Source organism: Terriglobia bacterium, from assembly GCA_020072645.1.
Classification (GTDB): Bacteria; Acidobacteriota; Terriglobia; order Terriglobales; family Acidobacteriaceae; genus Angelobacter.
On sequence record JAIQGK010000006.1, the window covers coordinates 88,839 to 107,240 of the forward strand.

Below are 18,402 nucleotides of genomic sequence, written 5' to 3' on the forward strand. Positions count from 1 at the left end.
AATGCAAGGTGCGGAATATTTTTCGCGCCGCACACCAAGCAGCAGTCCAGTCCCTGATTATTCGGCAGAAAAATGACCGATCACGCACTCCCTTGTCGATGCTCGGCTGTGCCAAATCGGAACAGAGCTTCTCGATTTTGCTGCCGCATTTGCTTGGATGCCGCTGAAATTTTGCTAACATGCGAAATGTATTTGGCGGACCAACGTCTTCTCATTTTTCCGCGAGGAAACAGCCGATGAAATGGACTGTTGCACTTTCTGCCTGCTGCGTTGTGCTGCTTGCGGCAAACATCGCTCTGATTCACCAGAACAGCCAATTGAAAGCGCAGCTCTCACTGCCGCCGCCGGTTATGGAAGCCGCTGCTGGAACGCAAGTGCCTGACCTGCGAGGGGTTGACGTGGAGGGCAAGCCGGTCGAAGTGCTCTACGGAAAAGATTCGCGCAAGGTGCTGGTGATGGTTTTTTCTCCAACCTGCCCTTTTTGCGATCAAAACTGGCCCAAGTGGCAGCAGGTAATTTCCTCGCTGAACCGCTCGGCCGTTCGCCCAGTGCTGGTGGACGTGACCTCAACCACGACCGCGAGTTTTGTTTCGCAGCACCAGCTCTCCAGTTTGCCGGTCATCCTAAAGGCAGATCCACGGGCCACGGTGGACTACCATATGCATCTCACGCCGCAAACAATCCTGGTGGATCCCAATGGAAAAGTGGAAAAGGTCTGGACGGGAGTGCTGAATGACTCTTACCTGGCTGACCTGAAACAGCACCTTGCCGATAGCAAAACTACTGTGAATGCCCAGGGCCATCAGCCGGCCCTCTAATTCTGAAAGGAGCAATCATGAGGAAGGGAATCATCAAGTCAGGGTTGCTGGTAACGATCGTCACCGCCGTTCTCTTTGCAGGAACAGTTTCCGCGCGGCAGTTGCGGAGCAACGCAAAAGGCTTTGCCGCGTGCCGTGGTACCTGCACCAGTTCAACTCAGTGCTCCACCGGCTGCGTCTGCGCCTTTGCACTGGATGCAACTACAGGGACTTGTTTGTCGCATCCCACGGGAGCCCAACCCCTGGCGAAGTAGCGGCCCGGTGCTGCCGGTCTTGTAAAGGAAAGAGAGTCAATCATGAGGAAGACCACGCAAAACTTCTTATTCGGGGCCATCGTCATTGCTGTCTTTAGCGCGGGGACAGTTTCCGCCCGGCAGTTTCGGAGCGAGCCCAGGGGCTTTGCCTGCAGCGGCACTTGCAGCGCCATCCAGCCTTGCCCTAACAGTTGCTTCTGCTCCTTTACTACGCCCACCACCGCATTTTGCACGACGCGTCCGGCCGGGCTTGCGCCTCAAGGGAAATAGGCACCCGTGAAGATCCCACATGAAGCTTATGACCGAAAAGGAGAATGAATCATGACCAGGAATGTAGCCAAGAACACATTGCTTGCGGCGATGATGACAGCCGTTCTCTGCGCGGGAACGGTTTCCGCACGCCAGTTGTCTCTGAATGTTCAAGACACAACTTGCCAGCACCATTTCTGCAGCAGGACACAACCCTGCCCTAACGTTCTGGGCTGCGGATGCGTCTTCAACAGCCCCACCGCCACCACAGGTGTATGCGGGTTCATTGCAGCCAAGCCGGCACAATAGCCAGACCACATTCATCCTCTTCTCTTGCAAAAAGGAAAAGGTGAATCATGGGTAAGACAATCAAGAACTCGGTCCTTACGGCGATGGCCGCCGCTGTTCTTTGTGCGGGAACGATTTCCGCGCGCCAGTTGCGTCAAGCTTCCACCGTCGCTGTCTGCAACAGTTCCTGCACCAAGAAAGTGCCTTGCAGCAACGTTTCCTGCACGTGCTTCATTTCTTCCGGAGAAAGGATAGGTACGTGCCTCTTGGTGGCAGCCAAGCCGGCAAAATAGTCGGACCTTGTTCATTTCTGGGCTTGTTATAGAAAGGAAGAGAATCATGAGCAACACAATCAAAAACACATTCCTGGCAGCAATGGCCACGGCTGTTCTCTGTGCGGGAACGGTTTCCGCGCGGCAACTTCGGACGCCGACTAACCTGCTTCCTGTGTGCAAAGGCACTTGCAGCGCCACCATGCCTTGCAGCGGCGCATGCATCTGCCAGATACTTACTGGAACCACCGGTGGGTGCGTTAGAGACCCAGGGCCTCTCAGACCGCCGAAAAAATAGTTTGGAAGCGGAGCCTCGGCATCCGCTGCTCTTTTGCTCGAAAGGAGAGCGATCATGGGTCGGAAAATCAAAGGAACACTCTTTGCTGCCCTTGTTATTACCGTCCTAAGCGCCGGGACCGTCTCAGCCCGGCAATTGCAGAGGCAGCCAGGAGCTATTGGCGTTTGCAGCGGACGTTGCAGCGCCACCCAACCATGCAGCGGCGCATGCTCCTGTGTGCATATAAACGGAGCAAGCCTCGGATCTTGCGTTTCCGATCCGCCGTAGACACCGGAGACCTGAAAATGGTTTGTCGCCCGTCAGCACTCAGGGCATCTCGACCTGGGCGAAGCGCGGACGCGGCAAGTGAGCGCCCGTGGCCTCACGGCTGAAGAAGCTGATTGCATCAGCGGAGGAATACAGACCAAAGCCCCGAAGAATGGTAGTAAAGGAGACAGCGGCAGACCGGAGAAAGTGATGAGTTAAATGCATAAGTCTCTGATTTCGCTGATTGCTGAACGTCGGTTGCCGATGGCTCAGAAAAGGAAGAACCGATATGAACGATATGAACGACGAGAACAGAGTATTGATATACCGCGGCGCCCGCGACATCACGGCCGAAGAGGCTGATCGCATCACTGGCGGGCTTCAAGCCGGTACGATCTGCACGATCACATTCCATCCGCACAGCAGGGACGGAGATTGTGCTTAGTCTGCCGGCAAGAAGGTCCAAGCGGGCAAGAAGGTCGAAGCGGCGCTGTTAGCCCCTGGTCATGAGTAATCTATGTGCGGGGGCAGTCTTGACGCGACAGTTGCGGACTGAGACGCGCGCTCGTGGTTGCTCAAGCCCGAACACGGCACTCATTCGGCTTTTAACGAAAGGAGCCTCGAACCCATGGTCAGAAAGATTGGCAAAACCACATTGTTTGCGACTATTGTGGCGACCGTTCTGCTGGCGGGAACTGTTTCCGCCCGGCAGTTGAAAACGGGCGTCCATGCCTTCCCTGGCGCTTGCGGTACTACATGCAGTGCCACCGTGCACTGCGGCGGCCTCTGCACATGCTGGATTGACAGCGGCCAAACCACCGGCTTTTGTGCGCAGGACCCGCCGGCAGCCAAACCTAAGACGAAATAACCGGGACCAACCTCTCGGTTGGCCGAATCAAAGAGGAATTTGGGTAATCGGGTAATTTGGTAAGTGAGTAATTTAAGAACCGGGAGCCGCGAGCCCATGGGGAGTACGCGAATCATCACAACTTGATTCGTATAACTTCGCGTTGGTTCGCGGCTCGTTTTTTTGGCTGGTTGCAATTCCGTAGTTTTTTGGGATTTCCAGAGGTCTTGTAGATCGAAGCGACGCGAAGCCGATCACGTGCTGAGCGGCGTTGCAACAGGAGCGGTAGTGCCGAAGTCAGGCGAAGCTCTCAAGCGGTTTTCCGGAAAAAATGAGACGACGCGAAGCCGATTTGCGCGCTGAGCGGCGTTGCATCAGGTGCGCGGTACTAAATGCTTGTCGACGATCTCAAGCGGTTTTCTAGTAAAATGCCGCGCTGCCGGCCATTTCTCGCATCGCATCCAGCAGGTACGTGCGTGCCGGTGCGCCCGGAGCCAGCGACTCCAACGGAAGTGTGGCGGAAAAGTGTGGAGAACTGCGCTGGAAGCTGACTTCCATAAACTCGCCGTTGTCTCCTCTGCTTAGCGACGTCATGGTGCCGGCAATTTCTTTTTGGCTTTCCGGCCTCGTGGTAATCATTACAGAGGGCAAACGTTCAAACTGCCATCCTGAGTTCTCAATTGCACTTTTAGGGCTGCTGCGCGCGAACCAGCGGAAATTCTGCATTTGCAATGAGAACATAGGAGGAGCATCCAGGTCTGCCTGGAAAGTAATTACCTCTTGCTGGCTGTTGATTTTGTGTACCAGCCAATGCACGGGAGTTTCCTGCGTTCGCATTTCCACCAGGACCCAGGCGCGTCGAAAGACGCCGCAGGTCAGCCGAAGGGGAACGCGAAAGCGGGAAGATGCCGTCCATGAAATGCCCACCACATGGCCGCGCCCGGCCAGCGACGCTTGAATCCAGCGCAGGATCTCCCGGGCCTTCGCCCGCTTGCGGCGCAAAGAGACTGCGTACCACGTGATGCACAGCGCGATCAACGCGACCGCTGCTATAAATAGAATGGCCATTCCCGGAGTAAGATGCTTTTGCACAGGCCCTCAGATGCCAAAAAGAGCACTTTGCAGCCGATTTTGAGCAGTGGCAGTTCTGTTTTGGGAACAGCGGGGCGCTGTACAGAACTACAATCCGCGGTAGATTCCACCGTCCGCTAAGATGGTCTGCCCTGTGACGTAGGAAGCTCGCTCCGAGGCTAGCCACACGATAACGTCTGCAATTTCTTTTGGATTGCCCAGGCGCCTGACTGGCGTTTCAGCAGCCCACAAGTCGCAAATCTCTTGGGGGGACTTGCCCGCCGCCAAGGCGCGGACCTGCGCCAGTTCCTGTAGCCGCTCGGTCGCCGTATAGCCGGGCGCAACGTTGTTGACCAGAATCCCGTCTTTGCCGAACTCATTGGAAAGGCTCTTTACCAATCCCACTACGGCTGCCCGCACGGAATTTGAAAGGACCAGATCGGCGATCGGCTGCTTTACGGAAATCGATGTAATAGTGATGATCCGGCCCCAGCGATGGCGCTGCATATATGGAATTACAGCCTTGGCCAAATGGACCGTGCTCATCAGGTTCAGATCCACGGCCTTGCGCCATTCCTCGGCAGGGATGGAAAGGAAATTTTTGGCTGGCGGCCCTCCTGCATTGGCCACACATACATCGATGCGGCCAAACCGCTTTGCCACCTGCTCAGTAAAGTGCTGTACTGCTTTGTCGTCGGTCACGTCCAGGGCTTCGGCATAAATTTCCGCGCCGGTTTGGCTGCGAAGCTTGTCAGCGGCCTCGTTGAGAATCTTCTCTGTGCGAGCGCACATCGCTACTTGAGCGCCTTCGCGCGCAAATGCTTCTGCCGTCGCCAGACCGATTCCTTGACTGGATGCGGCTACGATTACGCCTCGGCCTTTGAGTCCAAGATCCATGGTTTATCCTCGTGGCACGTGCAACTTATGCGCTCGTTACCATGTTTTCAAAAACAAACTTCTTAGTAGTTTACTTCCTCGCAGTCTGCTCTTTCATGCAGGCAAGGATTTCAGTTTTGTACGTTCAAAAATGTGCCGATATATTTCTGGAGGCACTTCCAATCAATCCCAGCAGAGAACATAAAGCACTTTCACCAAGATACATCGGCCGTCACGTTGTAAAAATCTGTACCGGTATCTGTGTGCAGAATCCCTCCCACGAGCCAACTGCCAACTTTTTTTGCATCAACTGTGCAGGCGGACGTGCACGGCACAGTTAAGACCTGACCATTGTTTCGGTTCAAAACATGATAAGTGGAGACGCGAATCGGAACGGGGCAACTGTTGGTGATTTCAAAATAATTACCCGGGTAGGGGGTCTGTCGCGTAGTAGTCCGGGTACTCATACAGTTGAGGGGCGCGATGACTTGACGCGCATAGTTCATATACTGCTGAACGGCAATGGGTTTGCTTGTCTTCCATGCCGGGGTGGCAGCCCAGTATTGAACCTGCGGCTGCGCTGGCCTTAAACTCTGAGCCTGCAATGACCGTGCTACGAATTGGTCAAACTCTCGTGCTTGCTGTTCAAGAGCATCAAAAGCAACCACATACAATGCAGCGAAGCCTTCGACGCCAAGACTGCGGTATTGCAGCACGTGGGTTAGTTCGTGCGACCAAAGTACGGCATCGTTAAAACCTGTCTGACTGTCTTGAAAGACGATCACGTCTTCTAAGGTGATAGCAGCCATGTTGAAATCGTGAATGGCCCAACTATCAAGGGAGTTCCCAGTACCGACAACAGCCCAACACACTGCGTCAAACAGTTCCGGTGGAAAGAACGGAGACAGAGTTGTTCTTATGTTGTTCGGAACGGGCACGAATACCTTTTTTGCTGATTCCTTCGCTTCCCGTATCTTGTATGCGAGAGCCCCTCCAGCAAGAGGGTTTAAAAGATAAATAGCGAGGTCTTTGGGAAGGTTCTGGAGCATCAAAGGTATACGGTCGGGTCGAGGCATTCCCAAAGTTATCTTGCTCGCTGGAACATTGATATCCACGCCAGTGATGTCACTCAACCAGCTTGCACTGGCAATGGAAGACAGAGCAATGATCAATAGGAGCGAGATGATATAGCGAACTCTCGAGTTACGCATCGTTCCCCCAAGAGGTGTAATTTGGTCCAGTATCTTTTCACTATTGATTTTGGTCGCGTGTTCCTTTGTGAGTGTGAAAAATTGCAAAGTTAGAACGTTTTCACAGCTCTAGCAACTTTACGATCGCAATGCGGCGAGAAAGTTATTTTGGTAACTGCCCAATGACCACCTGTGCTGGCGCGCCCGCTTTGATTTTGTTTTTCTCGAAGCAGACTTTGATCCGGCGGCGCAGCTCGCGCGCCACGTTGTATTGCTTTCCCGGACGCACCTTCACCAGCATCAGATAGTCCACCTCATTGCCGCGTACCCGCTCAATGCCGGGGACTTGCGGCTCCGCGACCAAGTCAGCCTTGAAAGCAGGATCGTTATAGAACTCTTGTGCCACTTCCTCCAGCACCTCTACCACGTGATCGCTGTTCTCGCCGTAGTCGGCTGCCACGTGGAGAGTCACCTGCGACCAATCACGAGTCATATTGCTAACGATCTGAATCGATCCGTTGGGCACGATGTGCAGAGTCCCATCGCTATCGCGCAGAGTAGTGCGGCGCATCGTGATCTCTTCCACCACTCCGGTCACGCCGGCCGCGCGGATGGTATCGCCCACCTCGAACTGGTCTTCAATCAGGATGAAGAATCCGTTAATCACATCTTTGACCAGAGTCTGCGCGCCAAAGCCGATAGCCAGTCCGGCGATGCCCGCGCTCGCCAATAGCGGTTCGATATTGATGTTGAATGCGTCTTTAAGAGCCGACATTCCCGTGAAGAACACGATCAAAAAGACGCCCACGCTGCGCACAACACCAGTGATCGTCCGTACCTGCTGTGCCCGAACCGGCCCGTGAGAGCTTTTCTCGGCGAGCGCTACCAGCTTGCGGGTGATCAATCCCAGCAGGCGCACAAAGATAAACGCCAGCACCAGGATCACGACTAATTTGGGCGCTTTGTCGCGCGTCCACGCAACCAGGTAGTTGTGCCACTCGTGCCAAATGTTGCTGAATTTTTCTTCCATTCGATTAATTCTGGATTATAGCCGAGCGGGAATATGGCCTATAATGCCGCCACAGTTTTTGCGTGGGGGCATTATGGGGGTTAAACCTGCTGTATTCGTGGGCCTGAGTTTGTGTTTTTTCGTGACGGCCGTTGAAGCTGGAGGTTCAGGAGCCGCGCCCGGCGCCCAGATCAATATTCCCAATATCAATCCGAGTGTGGAGCGGCGATTCGAACTGCTGCGCCAGAAAGAAGCAAACGAACGGATGCAGCGGGAAAACACCGAGGACACGCGGAAGATGGTCTCTCTGGCCGCAGAGCTGAAGCAATATGCCGACGCCGCGGATGGATCGGCATTGCCGCCGGACGCTGTGCGGAAGGCAAATGAACTGGAAAAACTGGCCAGAAGAGTTCGCAATCGGCTGAATGACAAAATGCTTATGATCAGGGCTCATTGACTATCTGCATTCCAAGGAAGCACCAGTCTTGGAATAACTTTTATAATCGCTGCACGTCTAAAATCCTGAAAGAGGTCATTTTGTGTTTGGAAAAATTATCACGGCCTTTAGCTTTGGCCTGGTCATGTGCGGCACACTTTTAGCGGCTGCACCGGCGCCCGCCGCCAGTGCGCAGGTGGAAACACGGCAGGATCCGGCGCAGAAAGAAATGCAGGACCGCATGGCGCGCGAAGCCAATAAGAAAAGGCAACAGGACATTCGCGAACAGACCGACAAGTTATTTCAACTTGCCACAGAACTCAAGGCCGCGGTGGACAAGAGCAATGAGAACCTCTTGTCACTCGATGTGGTTCGCAAAGCCGACGAAGTTGAGAAGCTGGCCAAAAAAGTGAAAGAAAAGATGAAAGAATCAGTGGGCCCGCCGGCAAGGCAGGAGCTGCCTACCCCTGTTCCGGCCTATCCGCACTGATATTGACTATTGAGCAATAACAAGCCCGCCGATTTTGCCGGCGGGCTTCTTATGTGTGAAACGCGTTAACTTGCGCTCTTGGCTTTGGCAGCCTGAGCGTCTTTTTCCGTGCCAATCCGCATTCCGTAGAACGAACGCCACACAAAGAACACAGACACCAGGAAGAACACCACTGCAAGAATCGTGGTTGGTCCGCCTTCCTTGCTCATCTTTACCGCGAGTGATACCGCAAGGAGTCCGAAAAGTGTGGTGAATTTGATGATCGGGTTCATGGCCACTGAAGAAGTGTCCTTGAACGGATCCCCCACGGTATCGCCGACCACGGTCGCGTCGTGCAGCGGCGTGCCCTTCTGCTTCAGCACCACTTCCACCACTTTCTTGGCGTTGTCCCATGCGCCGCCGGCGTTGGCCATGAAGATGGCCTGATACAAGCCGAAGATCGCAATGGAAATCAGGTAGCCGATAAAGAAATAGGGTTCGGCGAAAGCGAAGGCCAGCGTGGCAAAGAACACGGTCAGGAATATGTTGAACATTCCTTTTTGCGCGTACTTGGTGCAGATCTCAACCACTTTCTTGCTGTCTTCTACTGAGGCTTTTGTAGCGCCTTCCAGTTTGATGTTGCGTTTAATGAATTCCACAGCGCGGTAAGCGCCGGTGGTCACCGCCTGGATGGAAGCGCCCGTGAACCAGTAGATGATGGCGCCGCCGGTGATCAGTCCAAGAACAAAGGGAGCGTGCAATAGCGAGAGCTTGTCCGTGTTCTCTTTCAATCCGTTGGTCAGGCTCATCATGATGGAGAAAATCATGGTCGTGGCACCGACGACAGCGGTGCCGATCAGCACCGGCTTGGCTGTGGCTTTGAACGTATTGCCCGCGCCGTCATTTTCTTCCAGCAGATCTTTGGCGCGTTCAAACCTTACGTCAAAACCGAAGTCTTTTTTCAGCTCTGACGCAATGTTGGGCACTTGCTCAATCAATGAGAGTTCGTACACAGATTGCGCATTGTCCGTGACCGGCCCATAGGAGTCCACGGCAATCGTCACCGGACCCATGCCGAGGAAGCCGAACGCCACCAGGCCGAAAGCGAAGACCGCAGGCGCCAGCATAGTGGCACCCAGTCCCATGGTGCTGACGTAGAACGCCACGGCCATCAGGATGACCATGCTCAGGCCCAGCCAATAACCGGAGAAGTTTCCGGCTACCAGGCCGGAGAGGATGTTGAGTGACGGGCCGCCTTCTTCTGAGGACGTCACGATTTCTTTCACGTGGCTGGAACTCATCAAGGTGAATACCTTGACCAGTTCAGGGATGATGGCTCCGGCCAGCGTGCCGCACGAGATGATTGAGGCCAGCTTCCACCACAGCGTGGCATCGCCACCAAGCGCGGGAATCATCATCTTGGATACGACGAAAGTCAGGATAATGGACACGATTGAGGTAAGCCACACCAGCGAAGTCAGCGGCGCTTCAAAGTTCATGTGGTCGGAGTTCGCGTAGCGGGCCTTGGCCACGGCTTCATTGATGAAATACGAACCCGCGCTGGAGACCAGCATCATGATGCGCATGACAAAGATCCACACCAGCAATTGCACCTGGACTACAGGATCGTGTACGGCCGCCAGAATGAACGCGATGAGCGCCACGCCCGTCACGCCATAGGTTTCAAAGCCGTCAGCGCTCGGACCAACGGAGTCGCCTGCGTTGTCGCCGGTGCAATCTGCGATCACTCCCGGGTTACGGGCATCGTCTTCCTTGATTTTGAAGACGATCTTCATCAAGTCAGATCCGATGTCGGCAATCTTGGTGAAGATGCCGCCGGCAATACGCAGCGCTGCCGCGCCCAGGGACTCGCCGATGGCGAATCCGATGAAGCATGCCCCTGCGAGGCTACCCGGAATAAAGAGCAGAATGCAGAGCATGATCAGCAATTCAACGCTGATCAGCATCATTCCGATACTCATGCCGGCCTTGAGCGGGATGGCATAAATCGGATACGGCTTGCCGCGCAGACCGGCAAATGCCGTCCGCGAGTTGGCAAAGGTGTTTACTCGAATGCCGAACCATGCTACGCCGTAGCTGCCGATGATGCCTACCAGGCTGAATGCCAGAATGATGATTACCTTGGCGGCGCCGTATTCGTGGTGAAGGATGCCGAAATACAGCACGATGACCACGGCGATGAAGGCTTCCAGGATCAAAATGAACTTGCCCTGCGTAATCAAATAGGTTTTGCAGGTTTCATAGATCAGCTCGGAAATTTCACGCATCGAGCGATGGACCGGCAGATTCTTAAGTTGAACATAGATCATCAAGCCAAAGAGCAGGCCAAGCGCGCAGAAGATCAGTCCAAAGGTCAGTAGCTTGGAGCCGCTGATGCCGTTCAGGAACGAAACCTGGCTCATGTCCGGCAGCTTCAAATTGGCTTCACCGCCGGCTTCTGACACCGGCGCATCTGGAGCCGTCTGGGTTGCGGCGCTAGTCTGCGGGTTCGTGACGGCAGCAACCTGTGACGCGGGTGGAGCGGCCTGCCCCTGCTGAGCAAATGCCACGGGAACGGCGAATGTTAGAACGGCCAACACGGCCACCAGCGCCAGGGTCCGGCGCGAGCGGATTACGCGGCCCATCAGGCCCGTTGCGAGCCAGGTGTGCATATGTAAATCCTCCAAAGAGTCTAAATGTGGACTTTTATCGATTAACGTTTTACCGGCAATTCCCGAATCGCGCTTCCACATCAAGAACAAGTGGTTTGAGGCTTGGCCGCGTTGGAATCATTAGCTGGCCCTTGCAGAAGCTCCTGCTTCCGTTGTCCTGGCCAGTCCAGTAAAACTCGCTTTTATAACATGTTAGGGAAAGAAGATCAATTCGGCAAGAGGCCATCTTAGAGTCGGGTTCTTCCCAACGTCCGGTATGTGACATAGCACACATTCTTTAGGGTCATGTTGTGCTAATTATGAGTAAGCTGGGAGAGTTCTGTCAGCTTGGGGGAGTCTGGTGTTTTCCAAAGCAACGCCGCATAAGGTGGTGCCTCGCACGGCGGTGTACGCGGCCGGAGCCATGGCTGGAATAGCGATGGCAGGCTGGGTGCTCCACCTTCACGTGCTCACCAGTGTGCTTCCCGGCCATGTTTCCATGAAGGCCAATACGGCCATCGCTTTCCTGCTTCTGGTTGGCGCGCTCCAGTGCGCCGCGCTGCGCCGGAACTTCAGATGGCAGCAAGGCCTCGCCCTGGGCGCGATGTTGCTGGGTTTCCTGACTCTTCTGGAATATGCGCTGGGCATCAATTTCGGCATGGACGAAGTTTTGTTTCGCGATCCCATCCGCTCCCTCTTTCCCGGACGGATGGCCCCGATTACCGCCACCAACTTTTTCCTGCTGGGCGCAGCGATGCTGCTTCCCACGTTCAAGTGGAGTGACCATGTGAAAGAATCGCTGGCCCTGGTGGTCGCTCTGACCTCAACTTTTGCTATTGTTGGATACCTGTACGGAGTTCCCGCGCTGTATGGTGCGGTCAGTAGCAGCTCCTACGCCATGGCGCTGCACACTGGGGTGAATTTCCTGCTGCTTGCCATTGGCTTCCTGTTTGTGGAAAGAGAGACCGGTTTTGTCCGGGTGTTTCACGGCTCCTCCATCGCCTCCATGGTTGCCCGTTACCTGGTGCCGATAGCTTTCCTGGTGCCGGTGGTCCTGGGAGCTATATTCATTCGCACCCGCTGGAGCCTCGGCCATCCCCACCTGGTGATGGCGCTTACCGTGGTTTCCAATATCGTCCTGCTGGTGGGACTGATCTGGCTGCTGGCCTCGATGATCCAACGCATCGAGGCGGAAAGAGCGGCGGTCCAGCAACAGGCAGAGACAGACAAGCTTACCGGAATCTATAACCGCCGCCATTTTGAGGACAGCCTGGAGCTTGAGATACAGCGTGCACGGCGTTATGGTGCGCCCCTGGCATTGTTGATGATCGATGTTGACAATTTCAAGTTGCTGAACGATCGCCATGGCCACCTGATGGGAGACCGTATGCTTTGCCGGCTGGCGCGCGAATGCGAGTCTTGTCTTCGTATCTCTGACGTTTTCTGCCGTTACGGCGGCGATGAATTTGTAATCATCGCTCCCGAAACTTCAGCGCAAGCGGCCATGACCATGGCGCGAAGGATGCGCCAGAATATCGAAGCCGTTGGCACAGATCAATCTTTTGGGGCTCTCGGTATCAGCATCGGAATTGCCGTGTGGGAAGACAACTTCAAGACGAATGACGACTTCATTGCTGCCGCTGACAGCGCTCTTTATCAGGCCAAGAGCGCCGGCCGCAATCGCGAATGCCTCTATACGCCCAAGAGCCTGCTAGCTGACATGAATGCCGATCCGTTCGCGTCGTAACAGTTTGCCGGCAGCAACGATTCAAGAGCCTCGCACTGCTCAGCAACATGTCATTGGGGCCAATCCGGCCCACTATTCGCCTTACCTCAAAGAAAGCAGTGGATGTCCCAGCGCCGCTTGCACAAACGTCGCTCCTACGGCGATGCTTACAGCCAACGCCAAAACCCCGGCCGAAATTCTGCGGTGCTTAACCGGCAGAACGGGAGCCATCTGCGCCAGGATATAAGCGAACAGCGGCACAATCTGAATAGCGTGAATGGCGATGAAGTGCGCAATGCGCAGATCGCCGCCAATGACGCTCCAGTTTACGAACGGAAGCCCTGGGCCGCCATCGGCAACGCCAACTGTGTGCGAACCGCGCGCCAGCATGTATCCGCCGATAGCATTGCCGGCCAGAAAAATCACGATGCTGTATCGAATCGCCGAGACCATGGGCCGATCGATCTTGTCCGTGTGCACGCGATTGGCGCAGAACAGCGCCAACATCCAACATACGACCGCTGTGTTGACCATGACCATGCTGTTGGTCATCTGGGCAAGGGAAGTGTCCAAGAGTGATTGTCCGGTAAGATGATGGGCGCTGCGCCATGCCTGCGCCGCCAGGCTCATGATTTCCAGGGCAACGCTGGCGGCAATTGCGCGACGAGCAACCGTGAGTTGCCATTTCGGTATTCGCAACGCCAGCAACAGCACACTTATGGTAGAGGCGAAGGTCGAAAAGGACATTGAGAACTTGATGGGCTTGATCCAGGGATTCACGGCCGCCGCTCCCGCCGGAACAAACATAGCCAGCGCCGCGAAAACCGGAACCACCAGCAGAAGCGCCCATCCCAGGCGTGAAAGCACAGGATCAGTGGCATCCAGTTCACTGAAGAAGCCGCGGACGGACGAAGGCGAAAGCGTTTGTGCAACTGCGCGCGCGAAACCAGAAAGATAATCGCGTGCGCCAGGAGCCTCAATGTTCAATGCGGGCGCTTCTGACCATTCGCCGATTCGTCTCGCTACTGTTTGCTGCGTGAATCTGTTTTCCCGGAGTTCTTTCATCGTCCTTGTCCTTTCCTTCTATGCTGAGATCAGGCGGGATTTTGGACGAACGTCTCCTCGCGCGTCCGCAAGGTGATTTGCGGCGCGAAAAGCCGGCCCTGTATCCACGTGCTACATGGCGGCTGCAAATGTTGATGGGGTAGAAAGAGCGCGGTTTATCGGTGGCGGCGGCAAGAGCGGTGGCCTGCTCTCTCCTCGCACACGATTCCTGTACTCCTGAGTGCCCTATACAACCAGCCCGCGTAGCCTGATTGCCCGGAACGGGAACTTTGAGTCAAATAGGCTCGCCCTATGGATTAAGACAGGGCGCGCGTGTTACTAAAGTAATCCGCCGAACGTAGCCAGAATGAGGCCGCAGGATTAGAGGAGAGTTGGAAGAAAATTAGAACTTCTCAGAATCAGTGATTTTTTTGATGTAAGCCATAGCTTTGAACTATGAACGCCGATCTTGAGTTTTAAATGGCAGCCATAGGAAGAAGAGATGGCCACTCTACCTTCGCGACAATACCACTAATAGCTTTCGATTATGGCAATACTAAGCAGTTTGGCTTTCGATTGCACCGCCATGAATAGCTGTTCAGCCTTCAGAATCTTGCTGAGTAAGCTACACGGCGGTGCAAACATAAAGTTTCTTTATTGCAGCTCAATATCGCCTGACCCGGTGTGAATATCCAGCAGGACGCCGCCATTTCCCACTTTGCCTTGAATATGGTTCTTGGCCAGGGTGCCCTGTGTTGTTACCTGATGGCTATTGAGCTTCAGCGTTCCTGAAGAAGTTCGGGCGTCAATGTTGAACGAGGCCTGCGTCGGGACTTTAAGGGTAATATTGCCGGAGCCGGCGCCCAGCCGCCAGTCAGAGGTGGGTTCGCCTTGAGCCTGGATATTACCGCTGCCTGCATCGGCGCGCAGTCCGCCTTTAACGCCATCCAGTCTGATGTTGCCCGATCCTGTCTGGGCCTTCGCGCTGCCACCCCCGCTTTGCCGCACTTCAATGTCGCCACTGCCAGTGTTTACGAATACATCGCCAGCGATATCGTTGGCGCGAATGTTGCCGCTGCCGGTGTTCGCATACAAAACGCCCTTGATTGAATTGATCTTCAGATCTCCGGAACCTGAACTGACTCGCGTTTCACCGGAAATGCGATCCACCGTCACGTTGCCGGACCCGGTTTTCGCTGTCATCGGCAATTGCAGGCCGCTGATGGTCTGGTCGCCGGAGCCAGTGTGCGAAGTAAGCCGCGTTTGCGCTGGAACGGTAACGTCGTAATCAATGGAAATATTTCTGCTCAGGTCACGCTCCTCAAACCTGCCAATATGGATGATATTGCCGGTCTGCACGATGGGCGGATTCTGTTCAATCTTGTGAATTCGCTCGTCGATGTTGCCGCTGCCAAACAGCCATGAAGTGCCGTTATTGCCATGGATTTTGGCCGTCACTGAAACTGTTCCCGGCCCGCCCTGGTGAACGTTGATGTTGCCCGAGCCGGAAGTTACTTCCAGTTCCACCGTCCCGCTCACCTGCAGGGTACGTTCAAAATGCCCGGTCGTGGCGGCGTTCAGCGGAAGCACAGCCAGTACGGACGCACAAATCCCCAGCGTCAGAAATTTCACTGATTTCATGTTTGCCTCCAAATTTCAAAATCAGGGTTATTGCAGGATGACCTGCTGGCCTTCATTCAGGCCGGAAAGCAACTCGGTCTTGGATCCGTTGGAAATCCCTACAGTCACAGGCAATTTCTTGCGTCCATCCTTTGCGCTTGGTTCGGGCACCTCAACGGAAGCCTTGCGATCTTTGTCGTAAATCAGCGCGCCTTCGGGAACCATAAGAATTCCCTTATGTTCTTCCAGCAGGATTTCGGCATTGGCCGTCATTTGCGACTTCAACTCGCCCTTGGAGTTATCAATGGAAACACGCACTTCAAACGTGGTGACATTGTCTTTTTCCACGCCCATGGGGGATATTTTGGTAACTTTGCCGTAAAATGTGCGGTCTTTGTAGGACTCAACCTTGATACGTGCGGCCTGTCCGATATAAACCTTGCCGATATCGGACTCGTCCACTTTGCCTTTAACGTAAACTTCGCGGGTATCGCCCAGCGTCATTACCAGCGTGGCGGAAGATCCCAGAACCAGGATTGAACTCACGGCCGTGCCGACCTCTACGTCACGCGAGAGCACCACGCCGTCAATCGGTGAAACGATGGTTGAGTTCTGGTACTCCCTTTCTATCTGGGCAAGCTGTGCCCGTGATTGCGCCACCTGGGCTTCAGCCTGTTTTACCTTCGATGTGGCGGTAACCACGTTCGCTTTACCTAACTGCTGCTTGTTGGTCGCCAATTCATAGTTTTTCTGCGCGTCGTCCAGCGCGGATTCAGACACCACACCATCCTTGGCCATGCGCTGTGCGCGCTCATAAGCGCGCTTCAGCATGGGGATGTCCGGGCCTTCCGCGTCCACCTTCGCGCGTTCAAGATCGGCTTCTGCCGCGCGGGCAGCGGCTTCAGATGCTTGCAGAGACGCTTTCTGCTGGTTTACCTGGGCCAGGATCTCTTCTTTATCCAATTCGGCTAATACCTGGTCTTTTTTGACCCTTTCTCCGTAATCGACAAGCAGCTTTTGCACGATACCGCTTGCTTTGGACTTTACCTCGACCTTGGTTATGGGCTCAATTTTCCCAGTGGCAACGACACTCTTAGCCAGGTCTCCGCGCTCAACCTTGGCTAGCTTGGAAGGGTCAATCTTTGTGCTGCCGCGCGTTGCCGCTACCAGTACCACCACAATAACGACGAGAAGCGCGAATGCGCTCAATATATAAATGGCGCGTTTGCTCTTTTTTTTGCCGTTTGCCATAAAAACAGACCCTCTCTAAAATGTGCCACTTCTAAATACGCTGGATAAAGGAAAGAAGTTCCCGGAAAGACACACTTATTCCGTGACAGCTAATAACCATTAGACCGGAAATCGGACTAAAAGATAGCAGTGCTTCTGCCCAGCCCGCCCTTGCGGACTAAGGCTCCATCCGTAATTTCACGCCCACCGATGGTCAATCCTTTAGTTAGTCCGCTAACCTTCCCCTCGCGCCTGCGGCTCTTCGATCACTAACTTTCTGCTCCCCTCCACCAGAACGCCAATCTAAAAAATCCTTGCTTACCGATTTTTGGGGTTCACTCCAAACGCGGCCAAACGCGGCTCGCGCCCTGTACTTTTGCTCTTTCTGCTCTAAGGCCTCGGCAGTATATGATTAAAGGCCATGGTCACCCTGGTCCTCCTGAGGATCATCCTGGTGGTTCTTCTTGTGGCAGCGAACGCCTTTTTCGTTGCCGCTGAATTCGCCATGGTCAGCGTGCGCGACACGCGCATTCAGCAACTGATTGACCAGCGTCGCATCGGCGCGCGTACTGTCCGCAAGATCCAGCAGCACCTCGACGAATTTCTCCCTGCCGTGCAATTTGGCGTCACTCTGGCCAGCCTTGGCCTGGGCTGGATAGGTGAAGGCACTCTTGCCGCGATCATCGCTCCATGGCTGGGCAACATTCCTTATGCCCGCATTTATGCCCACGGACTGTCCGCCACGCTGGCGTTTCTTGTCATTACTTATTTGCTCGTCATCCTGGGAGAACTTGTTCCCAAATCGCTGGCTCTTGAGCGCGCGGAGCGGGTCGCTCTTGCCGTCGCCGGCCCCATGGACGCCTTCATGACCATCTCTCATCCTTTCCTGATGCTCATGAACCGCTCTGCCAACCTTGTTCTGCGCGGCTTTGGCTCACGGCTCCGTCGAGAAGGCGGCGCTCACTCTCCTGACGAGCTAAAGCTCATCGTTACCGCCAGCCGCCGTCTCGGCCTGCTTCCCGATGCCGAAGAAGAAATGATTCACAACGCGCTCGAGCTCGGGAACCTCACCGTGCGCGAGATCATGGTTCCTCGGCACAAAATCTTTTCTCTTCCCGCTGACATGCCGCTCGATGAAGCCATGGCCAAAGTCGTCGACGAGCAGCACTCCCGCGTTCCGGTTTACGACTCGGAAAAAGGTCGTGAAAACATCGTTGGCCTGCTTTATTCCAAAGACCTTTCCCGCATCATGCAGATGCGCCTTTCCGCCCGCGACGTTTTTGCCCAGCGCTCCGGCGACCTCAAAGTCCGCCACATCATGCGTGAAGTGCTCTTCGTTCCGGAAAGCAAAACTGTCGACGATCTTCTGATCGAATTTCAAAAACGCAAGCGCCACCTCGCCGTTGTGGTCGATGAATTTGGCTCCATCAGTGGCCTTGTCACCGTTGAAGACGTGCTGGAGCAAATCGTCGGCGAGCTTGAAGACGAATTTGATGTCGCTCAGCGACCCGCCGTCGCTCTCGCCTCCGGCGCCGTGGTGCTCGACGGTGGCTTCAACCTGCGCGACCTGGAAACCCAATATGACATCGCTCTGCCGCGTGAAGAAGGCTTTGAAACTCTCGCCGGCTTCGTGATGTCGCAACTCGGCAAGATCCCCAAAGGCGGCGAGCGCTTTGACTTCGACAACCGCCGCTACACCGTCCTCCAGATGGAAGGCCACCGCATCGCCCGCGTAAAAATCGAAAGCCTCAACCCGCCCGCTCCGTTGGAACAGGCTATTTAGCCTTTTTTCTAAAATCCCGACCCTG

Annotated in this window: 18 protein-coding genes; 10 read left to right on the forward strand and 8 right to left on the reverse strand. The window is 54.8% G+C overall.

Features of this window, described 5'->3' with window-relative positions; genetic code table 11:
* Positions 1–236 precede the first annotated feature (236 nt).
* The 6 genes from LAO76_10445 (at position 237) to LAO76_10470 (ending at position 3,293) form a co-directional block, all read left to right on the forward strand.
* Positions 237–818, forward strand: a complete 582-nt coding sequence (locus LAO76_10445; GenBank protein MBZ5491339.1) for a redoxin domain-containing protein — start codon at positions 237–239, stop codon at positions 816–818.
* Between the two features lie 17 nt (positions 819–835).
* A complete protein-coding gene (locus tag LAO76_10450; protein MBZ5491340.1) occupies positions 836–1,072 on the forward strand; it encodes a hypothetical protein in 237 nt (78 codons plus the stop codon).
* 321 nt (positions 1,073–1,393) lie between these two features.
* Entirely contained in the window at positions 1,394–1,630 is a 237-nt protein-coding gene (locus LAO76_10455) for a hypothetical protein (protein ID MBZ5491341.1), read from the forward strand.
* Positions 1,631–1,677: 47 nt separating this feature from the next.
* Entirely contained in the window at positions 1,678–1,902 is a 225-nt protein-coding gene (locus LAO76_10460) for a hypothetical protein (GenBank protein ID MBZ5491342.1), read from the forward strand.
* 812 nt (positions 1,903–2,714) lie between these two features.
* Positions 2,715–2,870, forward strand: coding sequence for a hypothetical protein (locus tag LAO76_10465; GenBank protein MBZ5491343.1), 156 nt, complete (start codon positions 2,715–2,717; stop codon positions 2,868–2,870).
* Positions 2,871–3,053: 183 nt separating this feature from the next.
* A complete protein-coding gene (locus tag LAO76_10470) occupies positions 3,054–3,293 on the forward strand; it encodes a hypothetical protein (GenBank protein ID MBZ5491344.1) in 240 nt (79 codons plus the stop codon).
* A gap of 399 nt (positions 3,294–3,692) precedes the next feature.
* Here the strand turns inward: LAO76_10470 and LAO76_10475 are convergent, their stop codons facing one another.
* The 4 genes from LAO76_10475 to LAO76_10490 all read right to left on the reverse strand — a co-directional run bounded on the left by LAO76_10475 (position 3,693) and on the right by LAO76_10490 (position 7,439).
* The gene (locus LAO76_10475) at positions 3,693–4,364 is read right to left on the reverse strand and encodes a hypothetical protein (protein ID MBZ5491345.1); all 672 of its coding nucleotides are present in this window, start codon (positions 4,362–4,364) and stop codon (positions 3,693–3,695) included.
* Positions 4,365–4,451: 87 nt separating this feature from the next.
* Positions 4,452–5,240 (reverse strand): SDR family oxidoreductase, encoded by a 789-nt coding sequence (locus LAO76_10480; protein MBZ5491346.1) that lies wholly within the window; start codon positions 5,238–5,240, stop codon positions 4,452–4,454.
* 191 nt (positions 5,241–5,431) lie between these two features.
* Positions 5,432–6,517 carry a DUF4157 domain-containing protein gene (locus tag LAO76_10485; protein MBZ5491347.1) on the reverse strand — a complete coding sequence of 362 codons (1,086 nt, stop codon included), beginning with the start codon at positions 6,515–6,517 and terminating at the stop codon, positions 5,432–5,434.
* 55 nt (positions 6,518–6,572) lie between these two features.
* Entirely contained in the window at positions 6,573–7,439 is an 867-nt protein-coding gene (locus tag LAO76_10490; protein MBZ5491348.1) for a mechanosensitive ion channel family protein, read from the reverse strand.
* 73 nt (positions 7,440–7,512) lie between these two features.
* Between LAO76_10490 and LAO76_10495 the strand changes: the two genes are divergently transcribed.
* Positions 7,513–7,875, forward strand: a complete 363-nt coding sequence (locus LAO76_10495) for a hypothetical protein (GenBank protein ID MBZ5491349.1) — start codon at positions 7,513–7,515, stop codon at positions 7,873–7,875.
* A gap of 82 nt (positions 7,876–7,957) precedes the next feature.
* A complete protein-coding gene (locus tag LAO76_10500; GenBank protein MBZ5491350.1) occupies positions 7,958–8,344 on the forward strand; it encodes a hypothetical protein in 387 nt (128 codons plus the stop codon).
* Positions 8,345–8,409: 65 nt separating this feature from the next.
* Here LAO76_10500 and LAO76_10505 read toward each other — a convergent pair whose 3' ends face one another.
* Positions 8,410–10,893, reverse strand: a complete 2,484-nt coding sequence (locus LAO76_10505) for a sodium-translocating pyrophosphatase (GenBank protein ID MBZ5491351.1) — start codon at positions 10,891–10,893, stop codon at positions 8,410–8,412.
* Between the two features lie 442 nt (positions 10,894–11,335).
* On the opposite strand from LAO76_10505, the gene LAO76_10510 reads away from it, so the two are divergent.
* Positions 11,336–12,721, forward strand: a complete 1,386-nt coding sequence (locus LAO76_10510) for a GGDEF domain-containing protein (GenBank protein ID MBZ5491352.1) — start codon at positions 11,336–11,338, stop codon at positions 12,719–12,721.
* Positions 12,722–12,802: 81 nt separating this feature from the next.
* On the opposite strand, the gene LAO76_10515 is transcribed toward LAO76_10510, so the two are convergent.
* The 3 genes from LAO76_10515 to LAO76_10525 form a co-directional block, all read right to left on the reverse strand.
* Entirely contained in the window at positions 12,803–13,765 is a 963-nt protein-coding gene (locus tag LAO76_10515) for a hypothetical protein (GenBank protein ID MBZ5491353.1), read from the reverse strand.
* A gap of 633 nt (positions 13,766–14,398) precedes the next feature.
* Entirely contained in the window at positions 14,399–15,385 is a 987-nt protein-coding gene (locus LAO76_10520) for a DUF4097 domain-containing protein (GenBank protein MBZ5491354.1), read from the reverse strand.
* A gap of 27 nt (positions 15,386–15,412) precedes the next feature.
* Positions 15,413–16,615: an efflux RND transporter periplasmic adaptor subunit gene (locus LAO76_10525; protein ID MBZ5491355.1), complete on the reverse strand. Its 1,203-nt coding sequence runs from the start codon at positions 16,613–16,615 to the stop codon at positions 15,413–15,415.
* Positions 16,616–17,015: 400 nt separating this feature from the next.
* On the opposite strand from LAO76_10525, the gene LAO76_10530 reads away from it, so the two are divergent.
* The gene (locus LAO76_10530) at positions 17,016–18,377 is read left to right on the forward strand and encodes a hemolysin family protein (protein MBZ5491356.1); all 1,362 of its coding nucleotides are present in this window, start codon (positions 17,016–17,018) and stop codon (positions 18,375–18,377) included.
* The last annotated feature ends 25 nt before the right edge of the window (positions 18,378–18,402 follow it).